The organism is Xenorhabdus sp. SGI 60, assembly GCF_056632175.1.
Window position 1 is genome coordinate 3806738 of sequence record NZ_CP196860.1, and the last position, 24313, is coordinate 3831050.

The following is a 24313-nucleotide window of genomic DNA, read 5'->3' on the forward strand; positions in this document are numbered from 1 at the left end:
ATTCAATTTATTTAACTGAAAACAAAATAACCTACAAATGAGTTAAGGAAAATAAATAATGATATCGGAAATGATCACGGCTTATCGTAAATCTAACGCACTGTTTGCTTTTGTAGAAAGCAAAGCGCCACTATATTTAAGCCCCCGGGATGGCAAAACGGTGGAACAACTGGCTCAACTATGCAACGTTTCTCAAGATAGATTCCATCGGCTATTAAATTATATGCTATCACTTAATGTATTAACAAAAAAAGAGGATAAATTTTACCTTACTGAGCAATGTTCATCACTCTCCGATCCAGACAGCCTTGAAACATTACATATCAAACTTGAATTGAGTCCAACCTGCTGGAACGCTTGGTCAAAATACAGTGAATCCTTAAGTAACATAAACAAAAAATCTGCTTTTGAACTTAGCCATCAGGCAAAATTTTTTGACTATTTAAATCATGAAAATAATAAATTACTCAAAACAAATTTTGATGATTTAATGACAAAAATTACCGATACAATGAATAAATATATTATTGAGCATATCCCTCTAACTGGCATTTCTTCACTCCTTGATATAGGGGGAGGCTCAGGCGCTTTAGCCAAAAATATAAAAATGCATTATCCACATATCCAATGCCACGTTATGGATCAGTATGATTTTACTAAACAAGAATCGGAAGAGGTTACTTTCATCGATGGCAATTTCTTTTCCACTATTCCATCAGGGTATGACGCTTATTGCATAAAAAATGTTTTGCACAATTGGCCAGATAATCAAGCTATTGATATTCTCAAGAATTGCCAGAAAGCAATGGGTGAAGATTCCGTTTTATATGTTATCGATATGCTTAAAGATCAAGATGATGCAGAGGCAGAGTCATTTGATTTACATATGGATATCCTTTTGTCAGGTAAAGAACGGTATCAATCAGAATTTGAAGTTATAGCAAAACAGGCTGGACTCTCTATCACAAATACCTACAACCTGAATTTTTCCCTGACGGGAGGAAGCCAATACATTATTGAAATGAAAAAATAAATTCTCAATAACCTGAATTTTGGATAAGAAATTAAATAATTGCCTGTCGCAAAAGACTAAGGTGACTTTTGCGACAACCTTTAAAGAACGGGAGCAGTCACTGACATGATGAGGAGAACCCGAAATATAGACTCCCTTGCTAAATAGCAATATTGTAATCGATAATACCTCTGTCTGGAGAACGTATTCAAGAAAGAATTAGTATTATTATTTTCAATATTCTTTTATCATGATGGACCTCATGGAATCGTGGAGTTGTAATTAAATAATATAGTATTTTTCCAAGTTTAATTGGGAACTTAATTTTAGAATGATGAAAGATAGCAATAATAAAACTAATAATAGAGTGGAGTAAATTGATAACCTCTATCGATACACCTAACAGTCCTTTCATTATAAAATTTAAAAAAGTATGGAAAACCGATTCCATAAAATGTATTCTCAACCCTGTTGTCGCATCCAAAACTTCATAAATCAAAAACATAAAATAAAAATACGATCAAGATGATGAATCTCATGAAACTCATCATCCACAATAAATTTATTTTTGTGGCTGATACGATCGAAAATAAAATATATTTATTAGATTAGGATCATAATACTTAATTACTATAGGCATAACCACTCCCGCGGGATAATATATGTTTAAAGATAGAAAAAATATATTGCATTAATGATAAACAGAAGATAAACAATAGCTATATTTATTAGACCGTGTCCCTGAATATAAATTGAATTTTAGTATTATCATCCAGTTGATTTTGATGCTGGGATAAAATGATGGCATGGCGAATGATGCATTATGCGTTTATAGTTATAAATCAGCCCCACGGTTTAAGTGGGGCATTTGGGTTTAACGCTATCTTTTTCGAAGATCTTAATGGAGTCTGGGTTCATCGTCTTCAGGGGGAAAGAGATCACCACCATCATCTTCATCATCAGGCGCGTTAGGATCTTCAAAATACGTTCCCCAACCGTCGTAATTGACACCGATCTTTTCTGCCAGATCGATGAGTTGCCCAACCTGTACGTTGATCAATTCAGCCTCTAAACGACTTTCACTGATCACATCACAACACATCAAAACGACACCCTCTTCGGTTTCCAGCTCTTCCGCATCCGTGACTTCATAGCCTAACCTGAATGCTTCAAGGGCCGCTTTTTCCAGTTGATCGAAGTTTTCTGCCGAAAAATGGTGTTCAATAATATAGAGTGCATCAGGATCACTGCCATCTTCCAATAATTCTTCGATGATCAAGCGAGTTTCTTCACACTGTTCTTCTAAAGCATGTGGGTCTGCCATGCCAATCCCCTCTGTCAGTTGGCTGTCTTGTTTTGCATTCTCCCATCTTTTATGTACAAAGGATATATCTATCCAATTCTGTTCAAAAAGAAATGCATAACATAAGCGGCTGATCTATAACCTGTCTTGATATCTTCACTCCTATAAACTCTGCACACAGGGCTTGTAATTACATTTTTTATCGATATATAGTGAATATAAATTCAATATGACCCTAATGGAGATAATGCATAATGAACCCTTTTTTCAAGCGTTCTTTCCTAAGATTACTTGATATTTCCTCCACAGAAATTGATACCCTTTTAACTTTTTCCCATGCATTAAAAGCGAATAAAAAATCAGGTTCGGAATCACCCTTGCTTACAGGGAAAAATATTGCCCTGATTTTCGAAAAAGACTCCACTCGTACGCGCTGCGCATTTGAAGTCGCGGCTCATGACCAAGGTGCCAATGTTACCTATTTAGGCTCAAGCGGCAGTCAGATCGGGCACAAAGAATCCATCAAGGACACCGCGCGGGTACTTGGGCGTTTGTATGATGGTATTCAATACCGTGGATATAGTCAGAAAATTGTTGAATCGTTGGCACAGTATGCAGGAGTTCCGGTTTGGAATGGCCTGACTGATGAATTCCATCCAACCCAACTTTTGGCTGATTTAATGACGATGCAAGAACACAGCCAAAAACCACTATCTGAGATCAAATTTGCCTATTTGGGCGATGCCCGCAATAACATGGGCAATACCCTGCTGGAAGCTGCTGCACTGACGGGTATCGATCTCCGTTTGGTTGCACCAAGAACATGCTGGCCGGAAAAAAATTTGGTTGCGGAATGCCAAAAACAGGCAGAGAAAACGGGCGGCCAGATCACGCTGGTAGAAGGTATTGCGCAAGGGGTAAAAGGGGTCGATTTTCTGTATACCGATGTTTGGGTATCAATGGGAGAACCGAAATCAGTCTGGCAAGAACGCATTGCATTACTGAAACCCTATCAGATCAATATGGCGGTGGTGAAACTCACAGGGAACCCAGACGTTAAATTCCTGCATTGCCTGCCTGCTTTCCATGATGAAGAAACAACATTCGGTAAGCAACTGGCAGAGGAATTCAATTTATATGGTGGCCTGGAAGTCACAAATGAAGTATTTGAATCAAAACACAGCATTGTATTTGATCAGGCTGAAAACCGAATGCATACCATTAAGGCCGTGATGGTAGCAACACTGGTGGAAAACCTCATGTTGTAATAATTGATTTATATTTTGCGTCCGCTCATATTACATTTTCAATTTCAAGAAGATAATTAAATAAAAATAGTGAGTTAACTCACTATTTTTATTTGTATCAACTAATATCACTAACAAAAAAATCAAGCCTGTTTTTTGATTTTGTTCCTACTTAAATTGAGTTGATAATCAACAAACTTAAAAGCGCTCCCCACATAAACCCCATTAATGCCATGATCTTTATCACTCTATTTTACGAGTACTCCTTCATAATCCGCATAAAAACTGAGGTTTTAGATAGGATTAAACTTCAAGTTGCAATTTATAACACTAAATGAAATCACACGCATCTTGAAGTTAGATTGGTATATGTTTATTAAACGTTTTAACCGCTTAAAGTATATATTTTTCTATATTGCCTCATTGTATTGCCATTTTTAATTCAGGATTATTTTTTGATATCAACCAAAACAGAAAAAACACGTTACTCTTTTTAATTGTTAGTCTTAAATGTCAGTACCACTTTACCTAACGAAAGGAAATAACAATGAAATTAGAAACTTTATCCATCCACGCAGGTTATTCACCCGATCCAACAACCAAAGCCGTTGCTGTCCCGATTTACCAAACCACTTCCTACGCTTTTGATGATTCCCAACATGGCGCTGATCTGTTTGATTTAAAAGTAGAAGGTAATATTTATTCCCGCATCATGAACCCAACCAATGATGTATTGGAAAAACGTATCGCCGCTTTGGAAGGGGGTATCGGTGCGCTGGCGGTTGCTTCTGGCATGGCGGCCATCACCTACGCCATACAAACCATTGCGACTGTCGGAGATAATATTGTCTCTGTCGCAAAATTGTATGGAGGAACTTATAACCTGATGGCGCACAGTTTCCCAAGCGTAGGGATTGAAACACGTTTTGTTGATCATAACGATCTCGCGGCCATTGACGCATTGATCGACAAGAAAACCAAAGCCGTTTATTGCGAATCCATCACCAACCCAAGTGGGAATATTGTTGATATCCAGACACTGGCAGATATTGCCCATCGGCACGGCATTCCTCTTATCGTCGATAATACCGTCGCAACCCCCTATTTATGCCGCCCGTTTGAACATGGCGCCGATATTATTATTCATTCTCTGACCAAATATATTGGTGGGCATGGCACCTCCATCGGTGGGATGATTGTCGATTCAGGCAAATTCCCCTGGGCTGCGCATCAGGAACGCTTTGCGATTTTAGGCACCCCGGATCCTTCGTATCACGGCATAATCTATACCGAACATTTTGGTGCCGCAGCCTTTATCGCACGCTGCCGTGTCGGGCCACTGCGTAGCACAGGAGCCGCTTTATCACCGTTCAATGCTTTCCTGATTTTACAAGGGCTGGAAACTCTGGCGCTGCGTATGGAGCGCCATACTGAAAATGCTCTGAAGATCGCTCAATATCTGGAAAGACATCCTCAGGTATCCTGGGTTAAATATGCAGGATTGCCTGCACATCCTGAATATGATTTGGCTGTCCGTTATATGGGGGGCAAGCCAGCCTCTATTTTGTCTTTTGGCATTAAAGGCGGTGAAAAAGCCGGTATACGCTTTATTGATGCCCTGCAACTTATTGTGCGTTTGGTCAATATTGGTGATGCCAAATCGCTGGCATGCCATCCAGCATCAACCACCCATCGTCAGCTAAATGATGAAGAAATGGTAAAAGCGGGGGTTTCACGCGATTTAATTCGTCTTTCTATCGGTATCGAACATAGCGATGATATTATTGACGACCTCGCGCAAGCGCTGGAAGCAGCAAAGACGCAGTAAAATTGTTGTTAAATGCTATAGCATCAGTATGTTTTGTTCAGAATACCTTATTCAATAATAAAACAGGCTCAATAACGCTGAGCCTGTTTATTATTTATCCTGATTTTATTAACTCTAATTTCCTGGAGAATAATCGCTTTGGATTGATGTATGCAGACAAAGTAAATAATTAGGATCAGCTTTGTCTTTATCAACAACTTTCAGATTTTGAACATCAAACCCGGCAAAACCGTATGTACCAACCACGTTATTATATGCCACCGTAATAGTTTTAGGAGCATAAGAAGGCTTATTACCATCATCCCAACCTATAAGGTCCCAATTCATTATATTGGGAAAATCTTCAAGCAGAGACGTGCCATCTTTCACAATGTTAACAGCTGATTCAGAATCGCTTAGTGGCCACAAATCGGTCACCTTCACTGGATATACTTCCGTCACCTTGTCTTTTGTTACCTTCATCAAACGATTCACTTAGGTACATTTGTGTCTACATGATGTGTCTTTAATAAAGCGTGTTGGCTTCATTGTATAAGTGTAAGTCTTTATTGCTCCTGTCTGTTTGTTAGTAATAGCGGCCCTGAACTTTGTAGGTATCATTGCTGTATTTTCTCTAAAATCAAATTCGATAGTCCCATTAATACCATCTATTACTGGCTTAAAGTTTCGAATTAGTATAATTCGAGCTGCTAACCCTGATACTATCTCATAGTCGCCGGTTTCAACATCAGCATTAGTAATAAGAGGTGTATCTGGATTAATTCTTAACTCTGCGTATAACGAGTCGAAAACGTTATAAGGCCCATTTTCATGACTCTGGTAGAATCGATTGACATCTGTGTTATTGTTATTGTAAACATACAACCCTACAGGTTTATCTACCGGTATAAATGTCACGTCAGTGTTAGCCATCGATTCCAGTTTTTTCTCTTTCGTCACAACTTCCAGCTTGGCTTTGACATTTTTGACACCGACAGAACTGGTCAACGTTGCAGTTAAGTATCCCTGATCATCCGTGGTTAACTTTTTATTACCGAAAACCAGATTTCCTTCCTCTATCAGCTTGTTGTGGTCAAAAGTTTGGGGATTAACAACGCTCCAAATCACCTTATCGTGACCAAAGGTCAGATGGGGTATGACAGCACCGGAAGGATCAGTCACTTTTGCCTGATAGGTATAAGCCTCTTTTCCGTCACCATTGAGTGTCTTATCAGCAGGTGAGATTGCCAGCTCGCCAATATTAATGTCACCGATGAAAGTCACTGGATTTTCAGCGTATGTCTTTGTTTTACCACCATCAATTGATGCACCTACTTTAATACCTTTGACAGGTTTGGTACTGGTTAAGGTAGCAAACAAGCGTCCATTAATATCCGTAGTTTCTTGTATTGACGACCATTTCATGCCATCCGGCAATTGTTCAGGATACCACTTAACCTCCACTTTCTGATTTTTCAGCGGGATACCATTCTTATCTTTCACATCTGCCGTAAAGGTATAGCCATTATCTCCGGCGAGAAGTGTCCCTGATGCCAACGGCTTGACAGATTGAACCGTAAAGTCAGAGATAAGGCCACTAAAGCCAATATCACCAATATGGGTTTTTGGCATGCCAGGCATTTCCAGGAAAACTTTCACATCTTTCAGCGGCTGGGAAGTTGTTACAGTGGCCTGCAATTGCCCCAGGGAATTGGTTTTGCTGGGGTTCTCCCAATTCAGGCTCACATCCTTATTTTGTGGCTCAATAGACCAGCTGACATTCTGGATCACGCCATCGCGGATAATGTCTTTATCGGTTGTACCATGGGCGACAGTTGCCAGTAAATTATAACCTCTCTGAGTACCCGCAGAGGATGTTAATTGCTCTGTCTTAAATTGTCTGACCACAAAAGGCTGTACTGTCACATTCAAAATAGCTGGCTTGCTGAACTTACCGTTATTTTCTTCCGCAACGATATTGATCGTATGCGTATTTTGTCCTTCAGGAACATATTTAGGTAATACAAGCGCAATCAGCTCATGACCACCGCCAATATTGGAAATAGTGCCGCCATTTTTTATAAATGCATTATCTGCCTGAAACAGGATGTTCTTGACGCGGGATTTTATATTAGCCGTTACAGGTATTGGTGTTGGCCATGCTTGTTGGCTATAACCAACAATAGCATTTTGCGATAATGCCAGTTGCAATTCGTCTGGTTTCTTCCTGTGATCAAGCACAATATGATTGTTTCTTTCCACTAAGTCATAGCGGCTACCTACCAGTGTACGCATGGAAGCAACACTATCAGGTGAGAACTGCACACCAAGCGGTACACCAAAGCGATAATTCAGGTTGGCCTGGAACAGCGTTTCACTGTGCCCGCTGCCGCCATATTTATAATCTACCCCCATTGTCACCAACGGAATCGGCGTATAATTCAGGCCCACTCTCCCCAGACTGGGGTTTTTCTGTTTACTATCACGATTGAACAACGCAACGTTATCACCAAAGTATTGTTCAAAGGCCAACTTACCACCAAGATTTGGGTAAGCAGGTAAATAGAATTCTCCATTGAGATCAAAGCCATTAGCAGGACGCTCTTCCCAATCCTGCTCCTTCAATGACTGACGCCAGTCAGTCAGACGCAAGTAAGTATTCGCAGAGAGTTTGACATAATTTGTCCAGGCTTCTGCACCTACACCAATACGCTGATTTTTACCGGTGACATCATGGTCAAAGAAAGTGTTCAATCCATACATCCAATGAGGCGTAAAATAACGCCCGCCCAAGCCGACGTTCAGGGTATGGCGGCTGTCTTTATGACGATAACCAAATTGGGAGAAAACCAACCAATCGGCTTTATTGTCGTAAAGTGGAAGCAGCATATCCAGAGAGCCATTATCCAGTTTGCCTTTTCTGTCTAAGCCAAAGTTAATTTTGGCTGTACCAAACTGCGATAACCATTTCTGTGTCTCGCCGGATATTGTCCCATTAATTCTGCCTAATGCGTAGGATTTCGCTTGTTCAGTAAGTTCGGAAGGTGAAGACGATAGCATCCTGCTGACCATCTGAATATTTTGCGCAATTAAATTTCCTGTTTCATCTCCCCTATTCTTTGAATGATTTTCATTTGCTACTTTCTGGATTTTCTGTTCCGTGTTTTTTTCACCTATCGCGAATGTATTCATTGATATAAATGGTAAAAACAAAGAACCTATATATAGAAAAAATCTAATGAACTTATTACTCATATATGAGTCCATATATAGTACCTCATGGAATATTTGATGCCCCAACACTCAATAAGAATAAAAATTAATATTTTTGTGCACTTAAGATACATTAGGTGACTTATTGCCAATCTGCTTAATGAAAATTTTTTATGAGTTGATAATAAAAAGTTATCACTTTCTGTTTTGAATATCAGGTGATTACATGAGATGTGAATTAGAGTAAAAAGCCAGTCTTGCTATTCAATAAAATGGGGGTAATGGTGTGTTTTTTATATTTATTTTTCGAGAAAAATTTATTTGGCGATAAATTTCAAGTTACAGACAATAACACTGTAACTTGAAAAGTGATGGTTGTAGATTTAATTCAATGTCAGGCTTTAAACATCAAAATTCTTCCCTAAGTTGTTCACTTGGCTGCTGATGATCTATCAGACCATGGGGTAAACCGCCTATTTGTGGCAAGTCCCAAAATATGTAGCTCACTTAAAGTCCCCAAAATGTAGTCACTTATTAATCATAGCTCTCCCCCAGATTATCCCTTCTTCCTAATAATCCGGCGGCGCTTATTAAACAGATCCGGCAGTATCGTCTGCGATACGCACTGCCACTCAATTTTATCGATATCAACCCTCTGTTTGGCAAAATAGTCTGACAACGCTGACTGGCATTGACCGAGCACTTCAATGGCACAATCCCCTTCCAATTTCAGCAACAAATAAGCCTGGGTTAGCCGATAATCACTCGTCAGTGGCAGGGTATTAGCGATGATCCGCGAACAGGGATCAGCGAAAATACTCACCGTTCCCCCTTTAAGCGCAGGTAAAATCAACTGATCATCATTGCGCCCTTCTATACGCTCTATCGCCAATGCCGGATTGCCACAAGCACACGGGGTTTTCTTCACGACCAAAATATCATCAAGCTGGTAACGCACAATAGGCTGAGTTTCTCGGGTAAAATCGGTAATAATCGGATTAAAACGCGATTCATCTATCCATTTTGGCTCAATATGCAAAAACGCTTCATTAAGATGCAGCGTCCCATGAGAGCAAGTACACGCCAGAAAACCTTCCGTTGCCTGATAAATTTCTCCCACGTCCCTGAATACGGCCTGCAATAGTTGGCGATCTTGCGGCTCCAGCACTTCTGCCACCGAGATCACTTTAACCGGCGACAACGAGGCTTCACCTTGTTGGATCTTCAATGCCAGCGCCCGCAATATTTGAGCCGGTGCCACAATAATCGTCGGCCTATATTCTACTAACGCTTGCACCTGCTGATTAAAGTCAGCGAACAAGTCAAAAAAACGGAAGGAGATCCAACGATTCTGGACACTATCGTAGAGCGTGTTCCCAGCCCGTAAAAACAGCGCAACTCGCTCACCGTGAAATAAGCCATTTGGCAGCATCTTAGCAAGCATCGTTCCTGCCCAAATGCTCCGCTCTTTCGGGTTGGCAACAAAAATACCTCGCTGCCCTGATGTCCCTGATGACATGCCAACGCTGAATTTGCCGACTGTTGGCTTGAAATCTCGTGACTGTTCGCTCAACCGAGCACATGCCAAAAGTTCGTCACGCCTGAGACCTGCTGTATTCATCTGGTCGAAATTTTCCATCATGATGGCTTTATTCATCAGTGGATATTTCACTAACGGTAAATCACCGTATGAGGAAAAATAGGGACTTTTCGCCAGAACCCTACGCTTAAATTTCGCCAGTTCTCTCAATTGATGCTGCTCGAGCTGCTGTCGGTTGGCAAATTTCCACCGTTTTTTGGCTCGCCAATAGTAGCAAAGCGTTTTGAATATCATTCCAAATCTCCCTCATGGCATAGCTGGATAGGGATTTGCTTCTGATCAATTTGATGCAGCTTATTCAATGTTTCGTAATAAGCCCGGCTGTCATCCATAATGAGATTCGCCAACTTTGCAGGTCCGCGCAGTTCACGGTAATTCGTCGGCGACCAGGCGGCATCTCCCGCCAATAATACCCAACCCTGTTCAGTCAACACACAAAGGCCAAGATGCCCAGCCGCATGGCCGGGCAACGGAACAATCAGGATCTGTTTCTGGCTCTCAGGTACGACATAGCCATCCCCCAACACCGCTAATGCCTCTGGCAACGGGCTGGTTTCAAGCCCTTCATAAAAAAGGGTTCTGGATTCGAAATCTTCTGGCATTAAGCCTCGCACAAAAGCTTTTTGTAGCGCAGCGATCCCACGTAAATTACGGGTCTGCCGCCAACCTTTCCCTGAACAGATGAATTTGGTCTGCGGGAAATCCCGTAATCCAGCAATATGATCACCATGAAAGTGAGAAATGATGATGCCATCAATATCACGCGCCTGAATCCCTTCTTCTTTTAGTTGCATTACCAATGAGTCTTTGCTGTCAAAATAAACCGGTGTCACCGTGCGATATAACCGAATAATCCCACTGCGGGTATGATCGTAAAAATGGTTAGCGTATCCGGTATCAAGTAGCCAACGCTTATCATGACACTCCAGCAACCACGCACGGGCTGGAAATTTGCACACACGAAGACTGGCACCTTTCAGTACCATGCAGCCGGGATGAGTGCAGTATCCCACTTCAAAAACACGTACCTTAACCATGTGAACCCGCCTGCTGATCTACCTGTTTTAGCCACTTGGCCGTTAAATGAATGCCTTCCTTTATGGTATAAATCGGCGAATAGCCCAGTTCTTTCTGCGCCTTTGAGTTATCCAGTGTCATGGAATAATAAGCCGCACCAATACCGTAACGCGTCAGCAACGGCTCTTTTCGAGTGAACATGGCAATGCCTTCCAGAATTGCCGCAATGCCATACAAAAGCGGATAAGGCAATGATTTAATCCGGTAGCCAAATTGCATCTCATCAAATAACTGCCCCAGCGTTTTTGCCAATGGTTGTGGCTGCTGATTGGTAATGTTATATATCGCCCCGCTTTGTACTCCTCCGCACCGGGTCGCCAACGACATGGCATGGACAACATTCATGACGTAAGTGAGATCCAGCGCATTCCTTCCCCCGGCCGGTAAAGCCACCACACCTTTGCTGGCCTTAACCTGAGACATCAGCCGCGGCAACAATACCCTGTCATGCGGACCAAATAATCCACGGGGACGCAGGATAATGTAAGTTGTGTCAGGATAGCGGGGGAACAATTGGCGTATGCACTCTTCCGCCAGAAACTTGGTGCGAGCGTAATCATTGGCGAAACGCTGGCTGCGCTGATTTTCGGTAATCTGCTGTTGATGTGAAAAATTAAAATACACGGCTGGAGTAGAAATATGAACAAAGCGCTGGATACCACATATTCCTGCCGCCTGTGCTAACGTATAGGTCGCAGCCACGTTGATACGTTCAAACTCGTCAGGATTGCCCCAGGGGGAGGATTTGGCGGCACAATGCCAGACGGCATCACAATCTGACATCAATGCAATGGCGTCATCCTCCGTTAACGTCGCCAGTTCAGCACGACGAAACTCCGCGCCCAATTGAGTCAATAACTCTCCCGCCTGCGGGTCACGCCCGGTTGCCACCACCGTTTCTCCACGGGATAACAGGTAATCAACGGCATTACGACCTAAACCACTGGTTGCGCCAGTTACAAGAATTTTCATGGTATTAGGATCATCTCACTTAATGAAAGCCCGGCCGCTGTACCAAGCAACATCACATAATCACGACCATAATAGCGATCGGTAATGACGGCTTCATGCAAAGCACTGGGAATTGAGGCCGCAACCTGATTACCGCGATAACGATAGATATTCACAAATCTCTCATTTTTGATATTTAGTCGTTTGAGAATATGCTTCAATCCCAAATGGCTCGCTTGATGAGGTATCACGGTATCAATATCGGACATTGCAAGATTGGCACTGTCTAATACACGTGCTGTAAATTCTTCAATCAATGAGGCAGTCAGTTTAAACAGTGGCTTACCTTGCATCTGGAACAGAAAATCGCTATCTTCCATGCCGGTACGCAGATTTTTACGGGTTCCACCCGCCCGAATCTCACATAATTCAAGGCCTTCCGGGTAAGTTTCATGTTTGTAGGTAACAATCCCGCTTTGCCCATCTCCTCTTTCGACAATCATACACGCCGCCCCATCACCAAAAATCAGCGAGGATTCCTGATGTGACCAGTCAATGCCACGGGAAGCCATTTCTGAGCAGACAATGGCAATCCGCCGATACTGCCGGGTTGACAATAATCCACCCGCCACACTCAGCGCAGAGATAAAACTCACACAGCTTGCATTAATATCAAAACAGGCCGTTCCTGCCTTTAATCGACTCTCTTTTAAAATATGTGCGGCGGAATAAGGTAAGGCTTGAATCGGGATGGCAGAAGCTGAAATCAGCAGATCAATTGAATTTGGCGATATTTGATGTGTTTCTAACGTACTATGCAATGCATCTGCGGCTAATTTAGCCGGAGATGCTTCATAATCAGAATGATAGCGATACTCTATTCCAGAATGTTTTTCAACAAAACCCTTCGGTTTATTGAGTTTCAAATCTAAGTCGGATGAATACACTTTTTTTTCTGGTAAAGCAATACCAGACGCAATGATCTTTAATGGAATCAATTCATTTGAACTTTTCATTTTTTTATTACTTCCAGATGTTAATTTTTTGTTTAATTTTATTGTCAGAATATGAAGTTAATTCTGATTAGGGAGAGAATAAATGAATATTTATCAGATAGCTGATTAAACAGGAAGTATATATTTATGATACATCATATTATTAAATTGAAATATTCAATGCAGCCATATGAAAAATAGAAATTTTTTTCAGTTTATCATTTCAATATTATGAATTTTTTTTAATGAAGAAAGCATGTCATGAGATTTAATGATGATATTTGTTGCTTCTATGTAAAACAAAGGTCAATGTTAATTGACAAATAAATCAACTTTATTTAGTTAATATCAAATAGTCACTTTTAGTTTTTGTTTCATCAATTAATTAAAAAAATATAGTCATCCTAAAATTTTGAACAAGCATTAGTCCAATATTTTTATTGTTTTTAAATAAAAGTAAAATATCAAATAACCAATATATATATCTTTTAAAAGTAAAAAAATAGTTTTAAGTAAAAAAATAGCCTTCAAGTAGATTAAAAAGGGGAGTCTAAGCTCCCCCCAATAATTCAAGGTGATGTCAGCTCACTGGCTGGCTTTCAGTTTTTGGAAATACTCTTCGTACAGGATATTGGCATTACCAACATCACTCTGCCATTCGCCTTTTTTGATCACGACTGCATCTGGATACAGAGATTTATCTTCTGTCATCGATTTCGGCAGTAATTTTCTCGCTTCCAGATTCGGCGTTGGATAACCAATTTTTTGGGCGACCTGCGCAGCAATTTCCGGGCGTAGTAAGAAATTGATCAACTTCATCGCGCCATCGACATTCTTGGCATTTGCCGGAATAGCCAAACTATCCATCCAGAAAATTCCGCCTTCTTTCGGCCAAATAATCTCAACCGGAGTACCCGCCTGACGCGCAACATAAGCTGAGCCGTTCCACATCATACCGATATCCGCTTCGCCTTCCATAAATGGGTTGGCTGGATTATCAGAGTTAAATGCCAATACATTTGGCATCAGTTTTCTCAACTCCTGATAAGCGGCCTCAATCTCTTTTGGATTAGTCGTATTGCCGGAATAACCCAATTTCTGCAACGCCATCTGGAACACTTCACGCGCATCATCAGTCAGTACTAAACTGCTTTTGTACTCTGGTTTCCAAAGATCGGCCCATGAAGAGAGAGACTTGGGATCAATATTATCGCTATTAACACCAATCGCTGTTGCGCCCCAAATATAAGGAACAGAATAATCGTTATTCGGGTCAAAAGGCTTATGGAGCAGATTAGGATCAAGATTATGGAAATTGCTCAATTTACTGGTATCAATTTTTTGCAACATCCCTTCTTTACTCATCTTTGAGATAAAATAAGTGGATGGAACCACTAAATCATAAGCGCCGTCTTTATAGGTTTTCAGCTTGGTGTACATACTCTCATTGGATTCATAGGTGGAATAAATCACCTTAATCCCAGTCTCTTTAGTGAACTGGTTGAGCAAACCAGGCGGAACGTATTCAGTCCAGTTGTAGAAATACAGCGTTTTGCCATCATCAGCGGCAGCGGCATTCACCGAACCAATGCTTAATGCCATCATCCCAGCGGCTAACAGACAGAACCACTTTTTCATGTCGTGTTTCCCCTCGCAGTTGGTGCGTTAATATCATATATAGGTTCGGCGTGAACCTATCCCCGAAAGGGGGCTATTATAAAAGTCGCATTTTATAGGGTAAAGCCACTTGTTAGGTTGTCGGTTTATCATATTCACAAAAGGGGGGGAACAGCGTGGTCAACTTGCAACCACGCTTAAAAGAAGTTTAAGACTTCCCTGTGCGATCACGCATCACAAATTGGCTAATCAGCACCAAAACTAACGACATAAGTAACAAAATCGTTGCCAATGCATTCACTTCCGGCGAAATCCCTACTTTGACCATTGAATAGATTTTAAGTGGCAATATTTCATAGCTTGGCCCCGTCACGAACGAGGAAACAACCACATCATCCATTGATAGAGTAAAGCTCAATAGCCAACTCGCCATAACCGCCGGCATCGCCAGCGGCAGGATGATTTTTCGCAGGATAGTCAATTCCCCCGCGCCCAAATCACGCGCTGCTTCCAGCATTTTGACGTCGAAGTCTTTCAGGCGGGAGTAAACCGTTATCACCACAAACGGCAAGCAGAAGGTGATATGCGAAAACAGCAGTGACCAGAATCCCAATGAGATGCCGAGCAGCATAAACAGCACCAGCAATGAGATTGCCATCACAATATCCGGCGACATCATCACGACAAACAGCATACCGCCAACAAACTTCTTACCACGGAATGAGTAACGATACAACGCTACTGCCGTCAGGGAGCCAATCAGGGTGGCGAACGTGGCGGATGTTACCGCCATCGTCAGAGAATGGCCTGCCGCTTGAACCAGACTGTCATTGGTGAACAGCAAGCTATACCATTCAGTGGTAAAACCCTGCCAACTAATACCAAAGCGCGACTGGTTAAACGAGCTTATCAGCAGGATAATAATCGGGATATACAGGTAAGCATAAACGATGGTCATGAAGCCACCGCGCAACAGGCGTCCGATCATTCCAGTTCCACCTTCTTGTTCAGCAGTTTAGCCGCACGATAATAAACCAATAACATCAATCCCATTACCAGCGTCAAACAGATACTGGTCGCCGACCCAAACGGCCAGTCGCGGATATTGAGAAACTGGCTCTTAATCACGTTCCCGATCAGCAGGTTCTTCGCCCCGCCCATCAAGTCAGCCACGTAGAACAGCCCCATCGCTGGCAGCAATACCAGCAAACAACCGGCGATAATACCCGGCATGGTCAATGGCACAATGATGCGGATAAAGGTCTGCAATTTCCCCGCGCCTAAATCGCGTGCCGCTTCCAGACAAGATTTGTCCAGCTTTTCAATGCTGGAATAGAGCGGCATCACCATAAACGGCAGCAAGATGTAAACCAGCCCCAGCACAACGGCTTCGGGGGTATACATGATGCGAAAGGGTTTATCGATAATCCCCATCCACATCAGAAAATCATTCAAATACCCGCGGGTACTGAGGAACATCTTCAAGCCATAAATACGGATTAACGAGTTCGTCCAAAACGGTACGATCAACAGGAATAGCATCAGAGGACGCAGTTTCTTTGGCATACGAGCCAGGAAAAAAGCGAACGGATAGCCAATCACCAGACAGCACAGCGTTGCTACAATCGCCATATTCAGTGAATGCAGCAGCACCTCGGCATACAGCGGATCGAACAATCGGCTATAGTTATCCAGCGAGAATACCATCTGCACTAAATTGGCATCATCACGGGTCAGGAAGCTGGTTCCGATGATCATCAGGTTCGGCAAAAAGACGAACAGCATCAACCAGGATACGATGCCCGTAATGACGATATTCTGGAATAGTTTACGCGTCTTCTTCATCGACCAGCACAACCTCCCAGCTTTCTACCCAAGTGACGGCAATCTTCTGGTTCAGGGAATGGTCAACGTCTGGATCATCTTCGTTGAAGAATTCGCTCACCATAACCATCTTGCCATTTTCCATTTCAACCACGGAATCCAGCGTCATGCCCTTGTAGTTACGCTCACGGACATAACCAATCAGCCCAGATACCTGCTCACCGTTGTTGATCTCTTCCACGCGCAGGTCTTCCGGGCGCAGCAATACTTTCAACGTTTGCCCAACCGTCACTGGCAGCGAGGTGAAAATATCACACTCATGGCCTTCAACATTGGCACGTATCCGTTGATCATCAATACGATGCTGTACTTCAGCATCAAAGATATTGATTTCGCCGATAAAGCGGGCAACAAACAGGTTTTTCGGCTCTTCATAAATCTCACGTGGAGAGCCATCCTGTTCAATGCGTCCGTTACGCATAACCACGATACGGTCTGACATGACCAGTGCTTCTTCCTGATCGTGGGTCACGAAGATAAAGGTGATGCCGAGCTTACGCTGGAGCGCCTTTAGCTCATTTTGCATCTGCTTGCGCAACTTGTAATCGAGCGCGGATAGTGATTCATCCAGCAGCAAGACTTTCGGTTTATTGACAACCGCACGGGCAATCGCCACACGTTGCTGTTGGCCGCCGGAAAGCTGGGCAGGTTTACGCTGGGCAAACTCTTCAAGCTGCACCATGCGCAGTGCTTCCTCAACACGCGGAGCAATCTCTTTTTCCGGTGTTTTCTGCATCCGAAGCCCAAAAGCGACATTTTCAAATACGGTCATGTGGGGGAACAGGGCATAACTTTGGAAAACCGTATTAACGTGACGGTGCTCAGCGGGAATATCAGTAATATCCTGCCCTTCCAGTAAAATTTTGCCGCTGTCTGCATCTTCCAGCCCGGCAATCAGGCGGAGTACTGTAGTTTTGCCACAACCGGATGGTCCAAGAATGGTCAGAAACTCGCCATCATTGATTGTCAGATCGAGCTGTGAAATAACTTGTTTACCGTCGAAGCCCTTACTCAAGGCTTTCAGTTCAACGAGTGGAGTCAGAGAGGTGTTCTCAGTCATTTATGCTATCATCTATCCCTTGGAATAATGCAGATAGAACCGCCACGGGAAAAGACTGTGTTAGCTAGCAGAAGGCATCATTTCTCCGCTAAAGCTCAAAGCCAGTGGCACCGGTTGAAATTACGAAGCGCGCATCATAAACGCAGTACGCCCAAATTGAAAGCTGAAACAATAACAATATGTCATTTTTTATTACTATTTTATGAATAGTCATCGCGTGTCTTATTTTGCGCCAAATTGTACCAGATGGAAATAGTTTCATATCGGATATTTTTGAAACAAAAAAATACTTTTGTTTTCCAATGAATTCAGGCAGGTATCCACCCGATTCATCGCATCTCCCTTTGATGCCTAAATTGCCAATTTTCTGCAATCCCATCTCAAAATTGAACAGTCTATTATCCCGGTTTACCCACTCACCCGCACTATTCCATTTGTCCATTTGCCAGCAGCAAGTGCGCGCAGGTGGCGAGGAAAGTATGGTTAACTGTTCTGCAACTCTGTCACATGGCTCAATGACAAAAGAAGAGCGTGAAGAGATCGGTATTTATGCTACTGTATTACGCTTATCAGTAGGGATTGAAGATATTCGCGATTTATTAGCTGGCCTTGAAAAAGCATTAGAATAAATTTACTTAATATAAAAAATAACAAGAAAATAAGGTGAGTAAAAAATGAATGATTACGGTATTTGGACCATCATTACCCCTGTTGTCACAATTATTTTAGCTATATTTACACGCCAGGTTATTTTATCACTACTACTCGGTATATTAGTGGGTTTTACTGTCATTAATGACCATAATATTATTTTAGGTATACAAGGAACTATTGAAGGTATTATTGATACCTTTTCCTCCTCAGGCAATACAAAAACCATCATTTTTATGTTGATGATTGGTGGCATAATGCGGCTTGTGGTTGTTACAGGGGGCGTGCGATCTTTAGTTCGTTTACTTACAAATAAAACACAACTTATTGAAAATAAAAAAGCTGTTCAGTTTTTGGCAATGATCATTACATCATTAATTTTTATTGAAAGTTCAATTAACCAATTAATTGCTGGAGCATCAACCAAGAAATTAGCTAAAAACTACGGTATCCCACCAGAAAAAATGTCTTACATTATCCAGACATCCTGTGTTTCTGTTTGTTCTTCTGCCATGATTAATGGTTGGGGTGCCGCAATGATGGGCGTCATCGGTGTACAGATTTCCAGGGGGTTAATCCGTGGTGAGCCATTCGATATATTGGCTGGATCTATGGTGTATAATATTATGGCTTGGTTATCTCTGGCTTCTGTCTTATTTTATATTTTCTCTAATGTTTCTTGGGGGCCAATGAAAACCGCAGAAATGCGGGCCTTACATGACCACTTAAATAGTGATATTGAAGATAAATACAATGAAGATAGTGATGATGTTATTGAACACCCCAACTGCCATACTCCATTAAACTTTTTTATTCCTATTTTATCGACGGTATTAATGCTCCCTATTGCTCTCTATATCACAGGTGATGGTGATTTTAGTAAGGGGAGCGGTTCAACCTCTATCTATTGGAGTGTTATATTTGGAACCACGATCTCTTTTTTCTGGTTCTTATTACGCCGCGTTTTAACCATCGAAGCCTTTTTTACAGAGCTTTATATTGGTTATTCCAGCATGATAAAAATAAGCTCTGTCATGGTATTGGCATTCTTAATGGGTAACGTTTCCGCTGATTTAAATACCGGTGCGTATATTGCACAAATGACTTCTGGCATCATTCCGGCGGGTTTTTCCATCGGTTTTATTTTCCTGATTAGTTCCATCATGTCATTAGCAACAGGCACCTCATGGGGCCTCATGGGGGACATTCGCAATTATGATCCCCATTGGGGTACAGCTAGGTATTTCAGTGGGTATGCCTCCTGAATATATGATCGGTGCCGCAATTGCGGGTTCCATTTTTGGTGATATGACATCGCCAATTTCCAGCGATGCTATCGTTGCATCAATGGCAACAGATTGTGACCATATTGAACATATTCGGACTCAAATGCCATACGCGTTGGTTACTGCAAGTTTCACCCTCGCTATCTATTTCTATTTAGGCCTTACTTATTAATTTACCATCCGCTGAGGATAATATGTCTTTAACAGAAAATTTAGGGAAGTAGCAAATGCTAAATGACTAAATCGATGAAGATTGAAATTTATCCCACTACTGACGAGCAAAATTTGCCCGTATTGATTTACTTAAAACGGCAACTATGATGGATAAATTGGAAAATTTATCCCACTACTTAGGACGCGATATTTATATTAAGAGAGATGATTTAACCCCCCTGGCAATGGGTGGGAATAAATTACGTAAATTGGAGTATCTTATTGCTGACGCATTACAAAAAAAGGCTAAAGTTATTGTTACCGCTGGCGCAATTCAATCAAATCACGTCCGGCAAACAGCCGCTATGGCGGCGAATGTATGGAAATGCGCAAAATTTGCCCGTTTGATTAACAAAACGGCAACTATGAAAATGGAGAGTATTATCCCACTACTTAGGACGCATATTTATATTAAGAGAGATGAATTATGGATACGGGTAAAATGCGGAGCGTATTTGCAAAATCCCATTCAAAACGAGGACGAATTCTGGCGGGCGCTTTATTAGAAAATCCCATTCAAAACCAGGACAGTAATTTTCTCAATAATGGCAATAAATACTGACCGAATTATTCAGTACCCCAGAATATGCGTCATGTGTGATGAATTGAACGCTGGATTCCAAACAGGCAAAAAGGACTACAAGTATGAGTGTGTATTGGCGGTCGGGGGCGGCAGCAGGGCGGTATGGCGCGTGCCAGTATGGAAAAATTGGTTGTTATTAGCCAACGGATCAATTAATTGCTGCTCAATGCTCAGAAAAAACTGACGATTGTTACCAGTGATGCGCATTGTGAATGATCTCGAAATGCCTATATTGCCGGTGGGAGCCCTTGGTTCATAGGTTATCGTCAGAAATAGCCGAGCATGCCTTGGCGGTGGCGTTAGGGTAATGAATGCCGGCACGCCCGAAAGAGGTGGAGTTTGCTGCCGTGATTGTTTGCGCCTCGAAGCGCGGGTACACATGCAGGGTTGGCTATCGGGTTACATTCTGTACTACCGCAAACACCGGTTATTGGCGTTACCGTCTCGCGTGTTACCGCCGAGCAAAACGCCAAAAGTGAGTCAATTGCAGCAAGAGATCATGCGCTAGCACGCTCTTCAGGAAAAACAACCTACCCAAACGATGTTCTTGTTTGTGGATAATTATTTCGCTAAACCGAGGGATTGTGCGTCACCTTCCATTCGTCCTCGTACCGATGTATGGCATGCCAAATAAACCAGGATTAGACGCCATTACGCTACTGGCACAAAAAGAGGGTATTTTATTAGATCCCGTCTATACCGGGCAAATGGTCAATAGCAGAATGACACAGGCAAAAATGGTGATTGATTTGAAGTTATGGAAAACAGCGATGGCGGGATTAATTGATAATGTACTGAATAACACCATCGAAAGTCAGCAACCATTGCTTTTTGGATTACAGAAGAAAGAGCCACGCAACGATTCATACAGGTGGAGCCACCTGCATTGTTTTCTTATTCTTCGATAAGCGCAATCTGTTACAAGGTTGAAGAAAACAGCTATCTATGCCGGTAACCGGTTGGCTTGGGTATACCGCCGCAAACGCCAAAAGTGAGTCAATGAGCAGAATAGCGCGCCTTAGGCCAACAACCTACGCAAGTTCTTTTTAAAATTTTAGCTGTTTTTTCCAGTTAGCAAACGAAGATACCGTACACGCGGATGATGCGAAGCCAGCAGCGCTTAGTGAGATGGCTACCGTATTGAAGAGCACGATAAACCCGGCGCACTTGATGCGGAGAAATTAAATCAGGATGGCATTCCCCGTGGCCCGTGGATGCAAGCTTTAAAACAAGGTGGTACGGTTATGCTGGCAAATGGCCGCACAATTTGCGGCAGAGATTATTTAGGTAAACCGATTCGTGGCAGGTCATTGGCTATTTTCGGGGATACTGAACCGACACCCGAAGCATTGAAACTGGCTGCCAATGTTGATGTGATGGTGCATGAAATCACGCTGGAAGATGCATTTGCCGCGAAAGCCAATGCGCGTGGGCATTCCACCACCAAACAAGCCGCAACATTGGCGCGTGATGCCAAAGTCAAACACTTTATCGCTACACATATTAGCGGACGCTATGGAGTTGAAGATTGCCCGCGATTATTGGCGGAATGTCGGGAAATATTTCCAAATACTGATTTGGCCGCAGATTTCGCCTCATTTATTGTTAAATGAAAATGTAGCAAACAAAATATCTGAGAGATAAGAATGAATTACGCAAAAGTCTCACCCAGGATCATTAACCCGTTATATAAAAGCTATGAAGAGATCCATGCCTCTGAACTGGATCAAGCACTTATTCTTCTGGTGGAAACACGAGTATCTCAAATTAATGGTTGTGCCTATTGTTGCCATCTCCATGCCGAAGCCATCCGCAAAGATCATGGTATAGAACAAGTAAAATTGGATAAGTTACCTGCGTGGTTCAATTCCAATATCTACAGCCCGAAAGAAAAACTGGCATTGGAATGGTGCGAAGCCTTAACGACAAATCCCAAACTAAGTATCTTGGATAAGATTAAAGAACGCCTGGATGCTGTTTTCACCGAAAAAGAGATTGTTGACCTGACAGCAACGATCTCCTTAATGAATGCCCTTAACAGAATAGCGGTCAGTTTAGGTGATCGAAACGAATAATCACATCATTATGCAGGCGATTTAACCTGACCATTAATTGAAACAAAATTTTCTTCCGGCGATCCTTGCGATGAATGCTATCGTGAGTATAATGCGCGACGATTTGCTGGGAGAAAACATGAAAGATTGCGCTGTAAAGGCTGTAACAAAACACCAAGCTAACGAAACACTGTCTGCTGGCAGCGTAAGCGCGTTGTTTTTCCCATTGCTTAACCGAACATTTAAAAAGCCCCTCAATTGAGGGGCTTTTTTTTGCCTGACCAGTCCAAGTCTAGAAGTCATAAAAGAGGAACGTAAACATGGCTAATCCGTTATATCGCAAGCATATCATTTCAATTAATGATCTGAGCCGCGCAGATCTGGAACTGGTATTGCAGACGGCCGCTGCATTAAAAGCCAATCCACAGACTGATTTACTGAAACACAAAGTGATAGCGAGTTGCTTCTTTGAAGCTTCCACACGTACCCGTCTCTCTTTTGAGACCGCTATTCAGCGACTCGGCGCTTCCGTCGTGGGTTTTGCTGACAGCAGCAATACTTCATTGGGTAAAAAGGGAGAAACGTTGGCTGATACCATTTCCATTATCAGTCAATATGCCGATGCAATCGTCATGCGTCACCCACAGGAAGGAGCGGCACGACTGGCTTCTGAGTTTTCCGGCCATATCCCTGTTATCAACGCTGGCGATGGTGCAAACCAGCATCCGACCCAGACGTTGCTCGACCTGTTCACCATTCAGGAAACTCAGGGCAGGCTGGAAAACCTGAAAATTGCTATGGTCGGTGATTTGAAATATGGTCGTACCGTTCATTCACTGACACAAGCTCTGGCGAAATTTAACGGCAACCATTTCTGTTTTATTGCGCCAGATGCACTTGCAATGCCAAGCTATATCCTGCATATGCTGGAAGAAAAACAGGTGAGTTACAGCCTCCACAATAACTTTGAAGATGTGTTGCCTGAACTGGATATTCTGTATATGACCCGTGTCCAGAAAGAGCGTCTTGACCCTTCAGAATATGCCAATATCAAGGCTCAGTTTGTCCTGCGCGCAGCGGATCTGGTGAATGTTAAAGAAAACCTGAAAGTACTGCACCCGCTGCCACGTATTGATGAAATTACGGGAGATGTCGATAAAACGCCATATGCTTACTACTTCCAGCAAGCAGGAAATGGCATTTTTGCCCGTCAGGCATTATTGTCGCTGGTATTGAATGAAGAAGTTGTTATAGCTCGTTAAGAAAAATATATAGCCATTAATATTATGATTAAGGAAATTACTCCTTGGTCATAATATTGTTTTTTAAGAACACCTTTTATACCAATCTAACTTCAAGATGCGTGTGATTTCTCTCCACGAAGCGGGGAAAAATCAGGTTTAATATCGTGTTGTAAATGGCAACTTGAAGTTTAAGGCGTATATATCCAATAAATTTCAAGTTGCAGCTTACAAATCAATGTGATTGTTTATATCTCCCATTATTACCTAACGCAATTTTCTGTCACACCAATAAATATAACAAAGAGTGACAATTTAAACTCCAATAATTAACTTCAAATACGAACATGTTTTAAAGCTCTTTTCTTATTTTAACCTGTTATGAAATTAGGTTATTATCGTACTTTTCGATAAATTCGTTTTGTATTTTCTCCGCCAGTTTCAAATATTAAAGGGATGTTCATTATTCTGTGTCTATTACGACGAATCACTAACACGATGCATGAACTTAGAAACAAT

At 42.2% G+C, this 24313-nt stretch carries 21 protein-coding genes and 3 pseudogenes; 11 read left to right on the forward strand and 13 right to left on the reverse strand.

The genetic code is table 11. The features are described from left to right. Positions 1-58 precede the first annotated feature (58 nt). A complete protein-coding gene (locus tag ACSJJG_RS18005; RefSeq protein ID WP_481090095.1) occupies positions 59-1033 on the forward strand; it encodes a methyltransferase in 975 nt (324 codons plus the stop codon). 877 nt (positions 1034-1910) lie between these two features. On the opposite strand, the gene rraB is transcribed toward ACSJJG_RS18005, so the two are convergent. Beyond that, entirely contained in the window at positions 1911-2336 is a 426-nt protein-coding gene (gene rraB, locus ACSJJG_RS18010; RefSeq protein WP_481090096.1) for a ribonuclease E inhibitor RraB, read from the reverse strand. A gap of 233 nt (positions 2337-2569) precedes the next feature. Between rraB and argF the strand changes: the two genes are divergently transcribed. Beyond that, on the forward strand, positions 2570-3583 hold the full coding sequence (argF, locus tag ACSJJG_RS18015) for an ornithine carbamoyltransferase (RefSeq protein WP_481090097.1): 1014 nt from the start codon (positions 2570-2572) through the stop codon (positions 3581-3583). 526 nt (positions 3584-4109) lie between these two features. Next, positions 4110-5390 (forward strand): bifunctional O-acetylhomoserine aminocarboxypropyltransferase/cysteine synthase, encoded by a 1281-nt coding sequence (locus tag ACSJJG_RS18020; RefSeq protein WP_481090098.1) that lies wholly within the window; start codon positions 4110-4112, stop codon positions 5388-5390. A 114-nt stretch (positions 5391-5504) separates the two neighbouring features. Here the strand turns inward: ACSJJG_RS18020 and ACSJJG_RS18025 are convergent, their stop codons facing one another. The 11 genes from ACSJJG_RS18025 to ACSJJG_RS18075 all read right to left on the reverse strand — a co-directional run bounded on the left by ACSJJG_RS18025 (position 5505) and on the right by ACSJJG_RS18075 (position 18208). Next, the gene (locus ACSJJG_RS18025; RefSeq protein WP_481090099.1) at positions 5505-5855 is read right to left on the reverse strand and encodes a hypothetical protein; all 351 of its coding nucleotides are present in this window, start codon (positions 5853-5855) and stop codon (positions 5505-5507) included. 9 nt (positions 5856-5864) lie between these two features. Next, positions 5865-8561 carry an inverse autotransporter beta domain-containing protein gene (locus tag ACSJJG_RS18030; RefSeq protein WP_481090100.1) on the reverse strand — a complete coding sequence of 899 codons (2697 nt, stop codon included), beginning with the start codon at positions 8559-8561 and terminating at the stop codon, positions 5865-5867. A 577-nt stretch (positions 8562-9138) separates the two neighbouring features. Then, positions 9139-10416 (reverse strand): F390 synthetase-related protein, encoded by a 1278-nt coding sequence (locus ACSJJG_RS18035; protein WP_481090101.1) that lies wholly within the window; start codon positions 10414-10416, stop codon positions 9139-9141. Continuing rightward, positions 10413-11219, reverse strand: coding sequence for an MBL fold metallo-hydrolase (locus ACSJJG_RS18040; protein ID WP_481090102.1), 807 nt, complete (start codon positions 11217-11219; stop codon positions 10413-10415). Before ACSJJG_RS18040 ends, ACSJJG_RS18035 begins: the two co-directional genes overlap by 4 nt. Continuing rightward, positions 11212-12231 (reverse strand): NAD-dependent epimerase/dehydratase family protein, encoded by a 1020-nt coding sequence (locus tag ACSJJG_RS18045; protein WP_481090103.1) that lies wholly within the window; start codon positions 12229-12231, stop codon positions 11212-11214. The genes ACSJJG_RS18040 and ACSJJG_RS18045 overlap by 8 nt, the downstream gene beginning before the upstream one ends. After that, positions 12228-13226 (reverse strand): 3-oxoacyl-[acyl-carrier-protein] synthase III C-terminal domain-containing protein, encoded by a 999-nt coding sequence (locus tag ACSJJG_RS18050; RefSeq protein ID WP_481090104.1) that lies wholly within the window; start codon positions 13224-13226, stop codon positions 12228-12230. Before ACSJJG_RS18050 ends, ACSJJG_RS18045 begins: the two co-directional genes overlap by 4 nt. 564 nt (positions 13227-13790) lie before the next feature. After that, positions 13791-14843, reverse strand: coding sequence for a spermidine/putrescine ABC transporter substrate-binding protein PotD (potD, locus tag ACSJJG_RS18055; protein WP_481090105.1), 1053 nt, complete (start codon positions 14841-14843; stop codon positions 13791-13793). 187 nt (positions 14844-15030) lie between these two features. After that, entirely contained in the window at positions 15031-15810 is a 780-nt protein-coding gene (gene potC, locus ACSJJG_RS18060; RefSeq protein WP_481090106.1) for a spermidine/putrescine ABC transporter permease PotC, read from the reverse strand. Beyond that, positions 15807-16667 carry a spermidine/putrescine ABC transporter permease PotB gene (gene potB / locus ACSJJG_RS18065; RefSeq protein WP_481090107.1) on the reverse strand — a complete coding sequence of 287 codons (861 nt, stop codon included), beginning with the start codon at positions 16665-16667 and terminating at the stop codon, positions 15807-15809. Before potB ends, potC begins: the two co-directional genes overlap by 4 nt. Further along, on the reverse strand, positions 16651-17766 hold the full coding sequence (gene potA / locus ACSJJG_RS18070; protein ID WP_481090108.1) for a spermidine/putrescine ABC transporter ATP-binding protein PotA: 1116 nt from the start codon (positions 17764-17766) through the stop codon (positions 16651-16653). Before potA ends, potB begins: the two co-directional genes overlap by 17 nt. An 88-nt stretch (positions 17767-17854) precedes the next feature. Next, entirely contained in the window at positions 17855-18208 is a 354-nt protein-coding gene (locus tag ACSJJG_RS18075) for a hypothetical protein (RefSeq protein WP_481090109.1), read from the reverse strand. Positions 18209-18245: 37 nt separating this feature from the next. Between ACSJJG_RS18075 and ACSJJG_RS18080 the strand changes: the two genes are divergently transcribed. The 3 genes and pseudogenes from ACSJJG_RS18080 to ACSJJG_RS18090 form a co-directional block, all read left to right on the forward strand. Further along, on the forward strand, positions 18246-18395 hold the full coding sequence (locus ACSJJG_RS18080; RefSeq protein ID WP_481090110.1) for a PLP-dependent transferase: 150 nt from the start codon (positions 18246-18248) through the stop codon (positions 18393-18395). A 45-nt stretch (positions 18396-18440) separates the two neighbouring features. Continuing rightward, a pseudogene (locus tag ACSJJG_RS18085) lies at positions 18441-19875 on the forward strand (Na+/H+ antiporter NhaC family protein). A gap of 145 nt (positions 19876-20020) precedes the next feature. After that, a pseudogene (locus tag ACSJJG_RS18090) lies at positions 20021-20236 on the forward strand (pyridoxal-phosphate dependent enzyme); the annotation flags it as partial. A 317-nt stretch (positions 20237-20553) separates the two neighbouring features. Here the strand turns inward: ACSJJG_RS18090 and ACSJJG_RS18095 are convergent. Beyond that, on the reverse strand, positions 20554-20706 hold the full coding sequence (locus ACSJJG_RS18095; protein WP_481090111.1) for a hypothetical protein: 153 nt from the start codon (positions 20704-20706) through the stop codon (positions 20554-20556). A 144-nt stretch (positions 20707-20850) separates the two neighbouring features. Here ACSJJG_RS18095 and ACSJJG_RS18100 point away from each other — a divergent pair, with 144 nt between their 5' ends. The 5 genes and pseudogenes from ACSJJG_RS18100 to pyrB all read left to right on the forward strand — a co-directional run bounded on the left by ACSJJG_RS18100 (position 20851) and on the right by pyrB (position 23815). Then, positions 20851-21060 carry a hypothetical protein gene (locus ACSJJG_RS18100; RefSeq protein ID WP_481090112.1) on the forward strand — a complete coding sequence of 70 codons (210 nt, stop codon included), beginning with the start codon at positions 20851-20853 and terminating at the stop codon, positions 21058-21060. Positions 21061-21083: 23 nt separating this feature from the next. Beyond that, positions 21084-21407, forward strand: a complete 324-nt coding sequence (locus tag ACSJJG_RS18105) for a hypothetical protein (RefSeq protein ID WP_481090113.1) — start codon at positions 21084-21086, stop codon at positions 21405-21407. Between the two features lie 222 nt (positions 21408-21629). Then, positions 21630-22112: pseudogene (locus tag ACSJJG_RS18110) on the forward strand (ribonuclease Z); the annotation flags it as partial. Between the two features lie 33 nt (positions 22113-22145). Then, positions 22146-22574, forward strand: coding sequence for a carboxymuconolactone decarboxylase family protein (locus ACSJJG_RS18115; RefSeq protein ID WP_481090114.1), 429 nt, complete (start codon positions 22146-22148; stop codon positions 22572-22574). Between the two features lie 299 nt (positions 22575-22873). After that, complete coding sequence (pyrB, locus tag ACSJJG_RS18120) at positions 22874-23815, forward strand: aspartate carbamoyltransferase (protein ID WP_481090115.1); 942 nt, start codon at positions 22874-22876, stop codon at positions 23813-23815. Positions 23816-24313 lie beyond the last annotated feature (498 nt).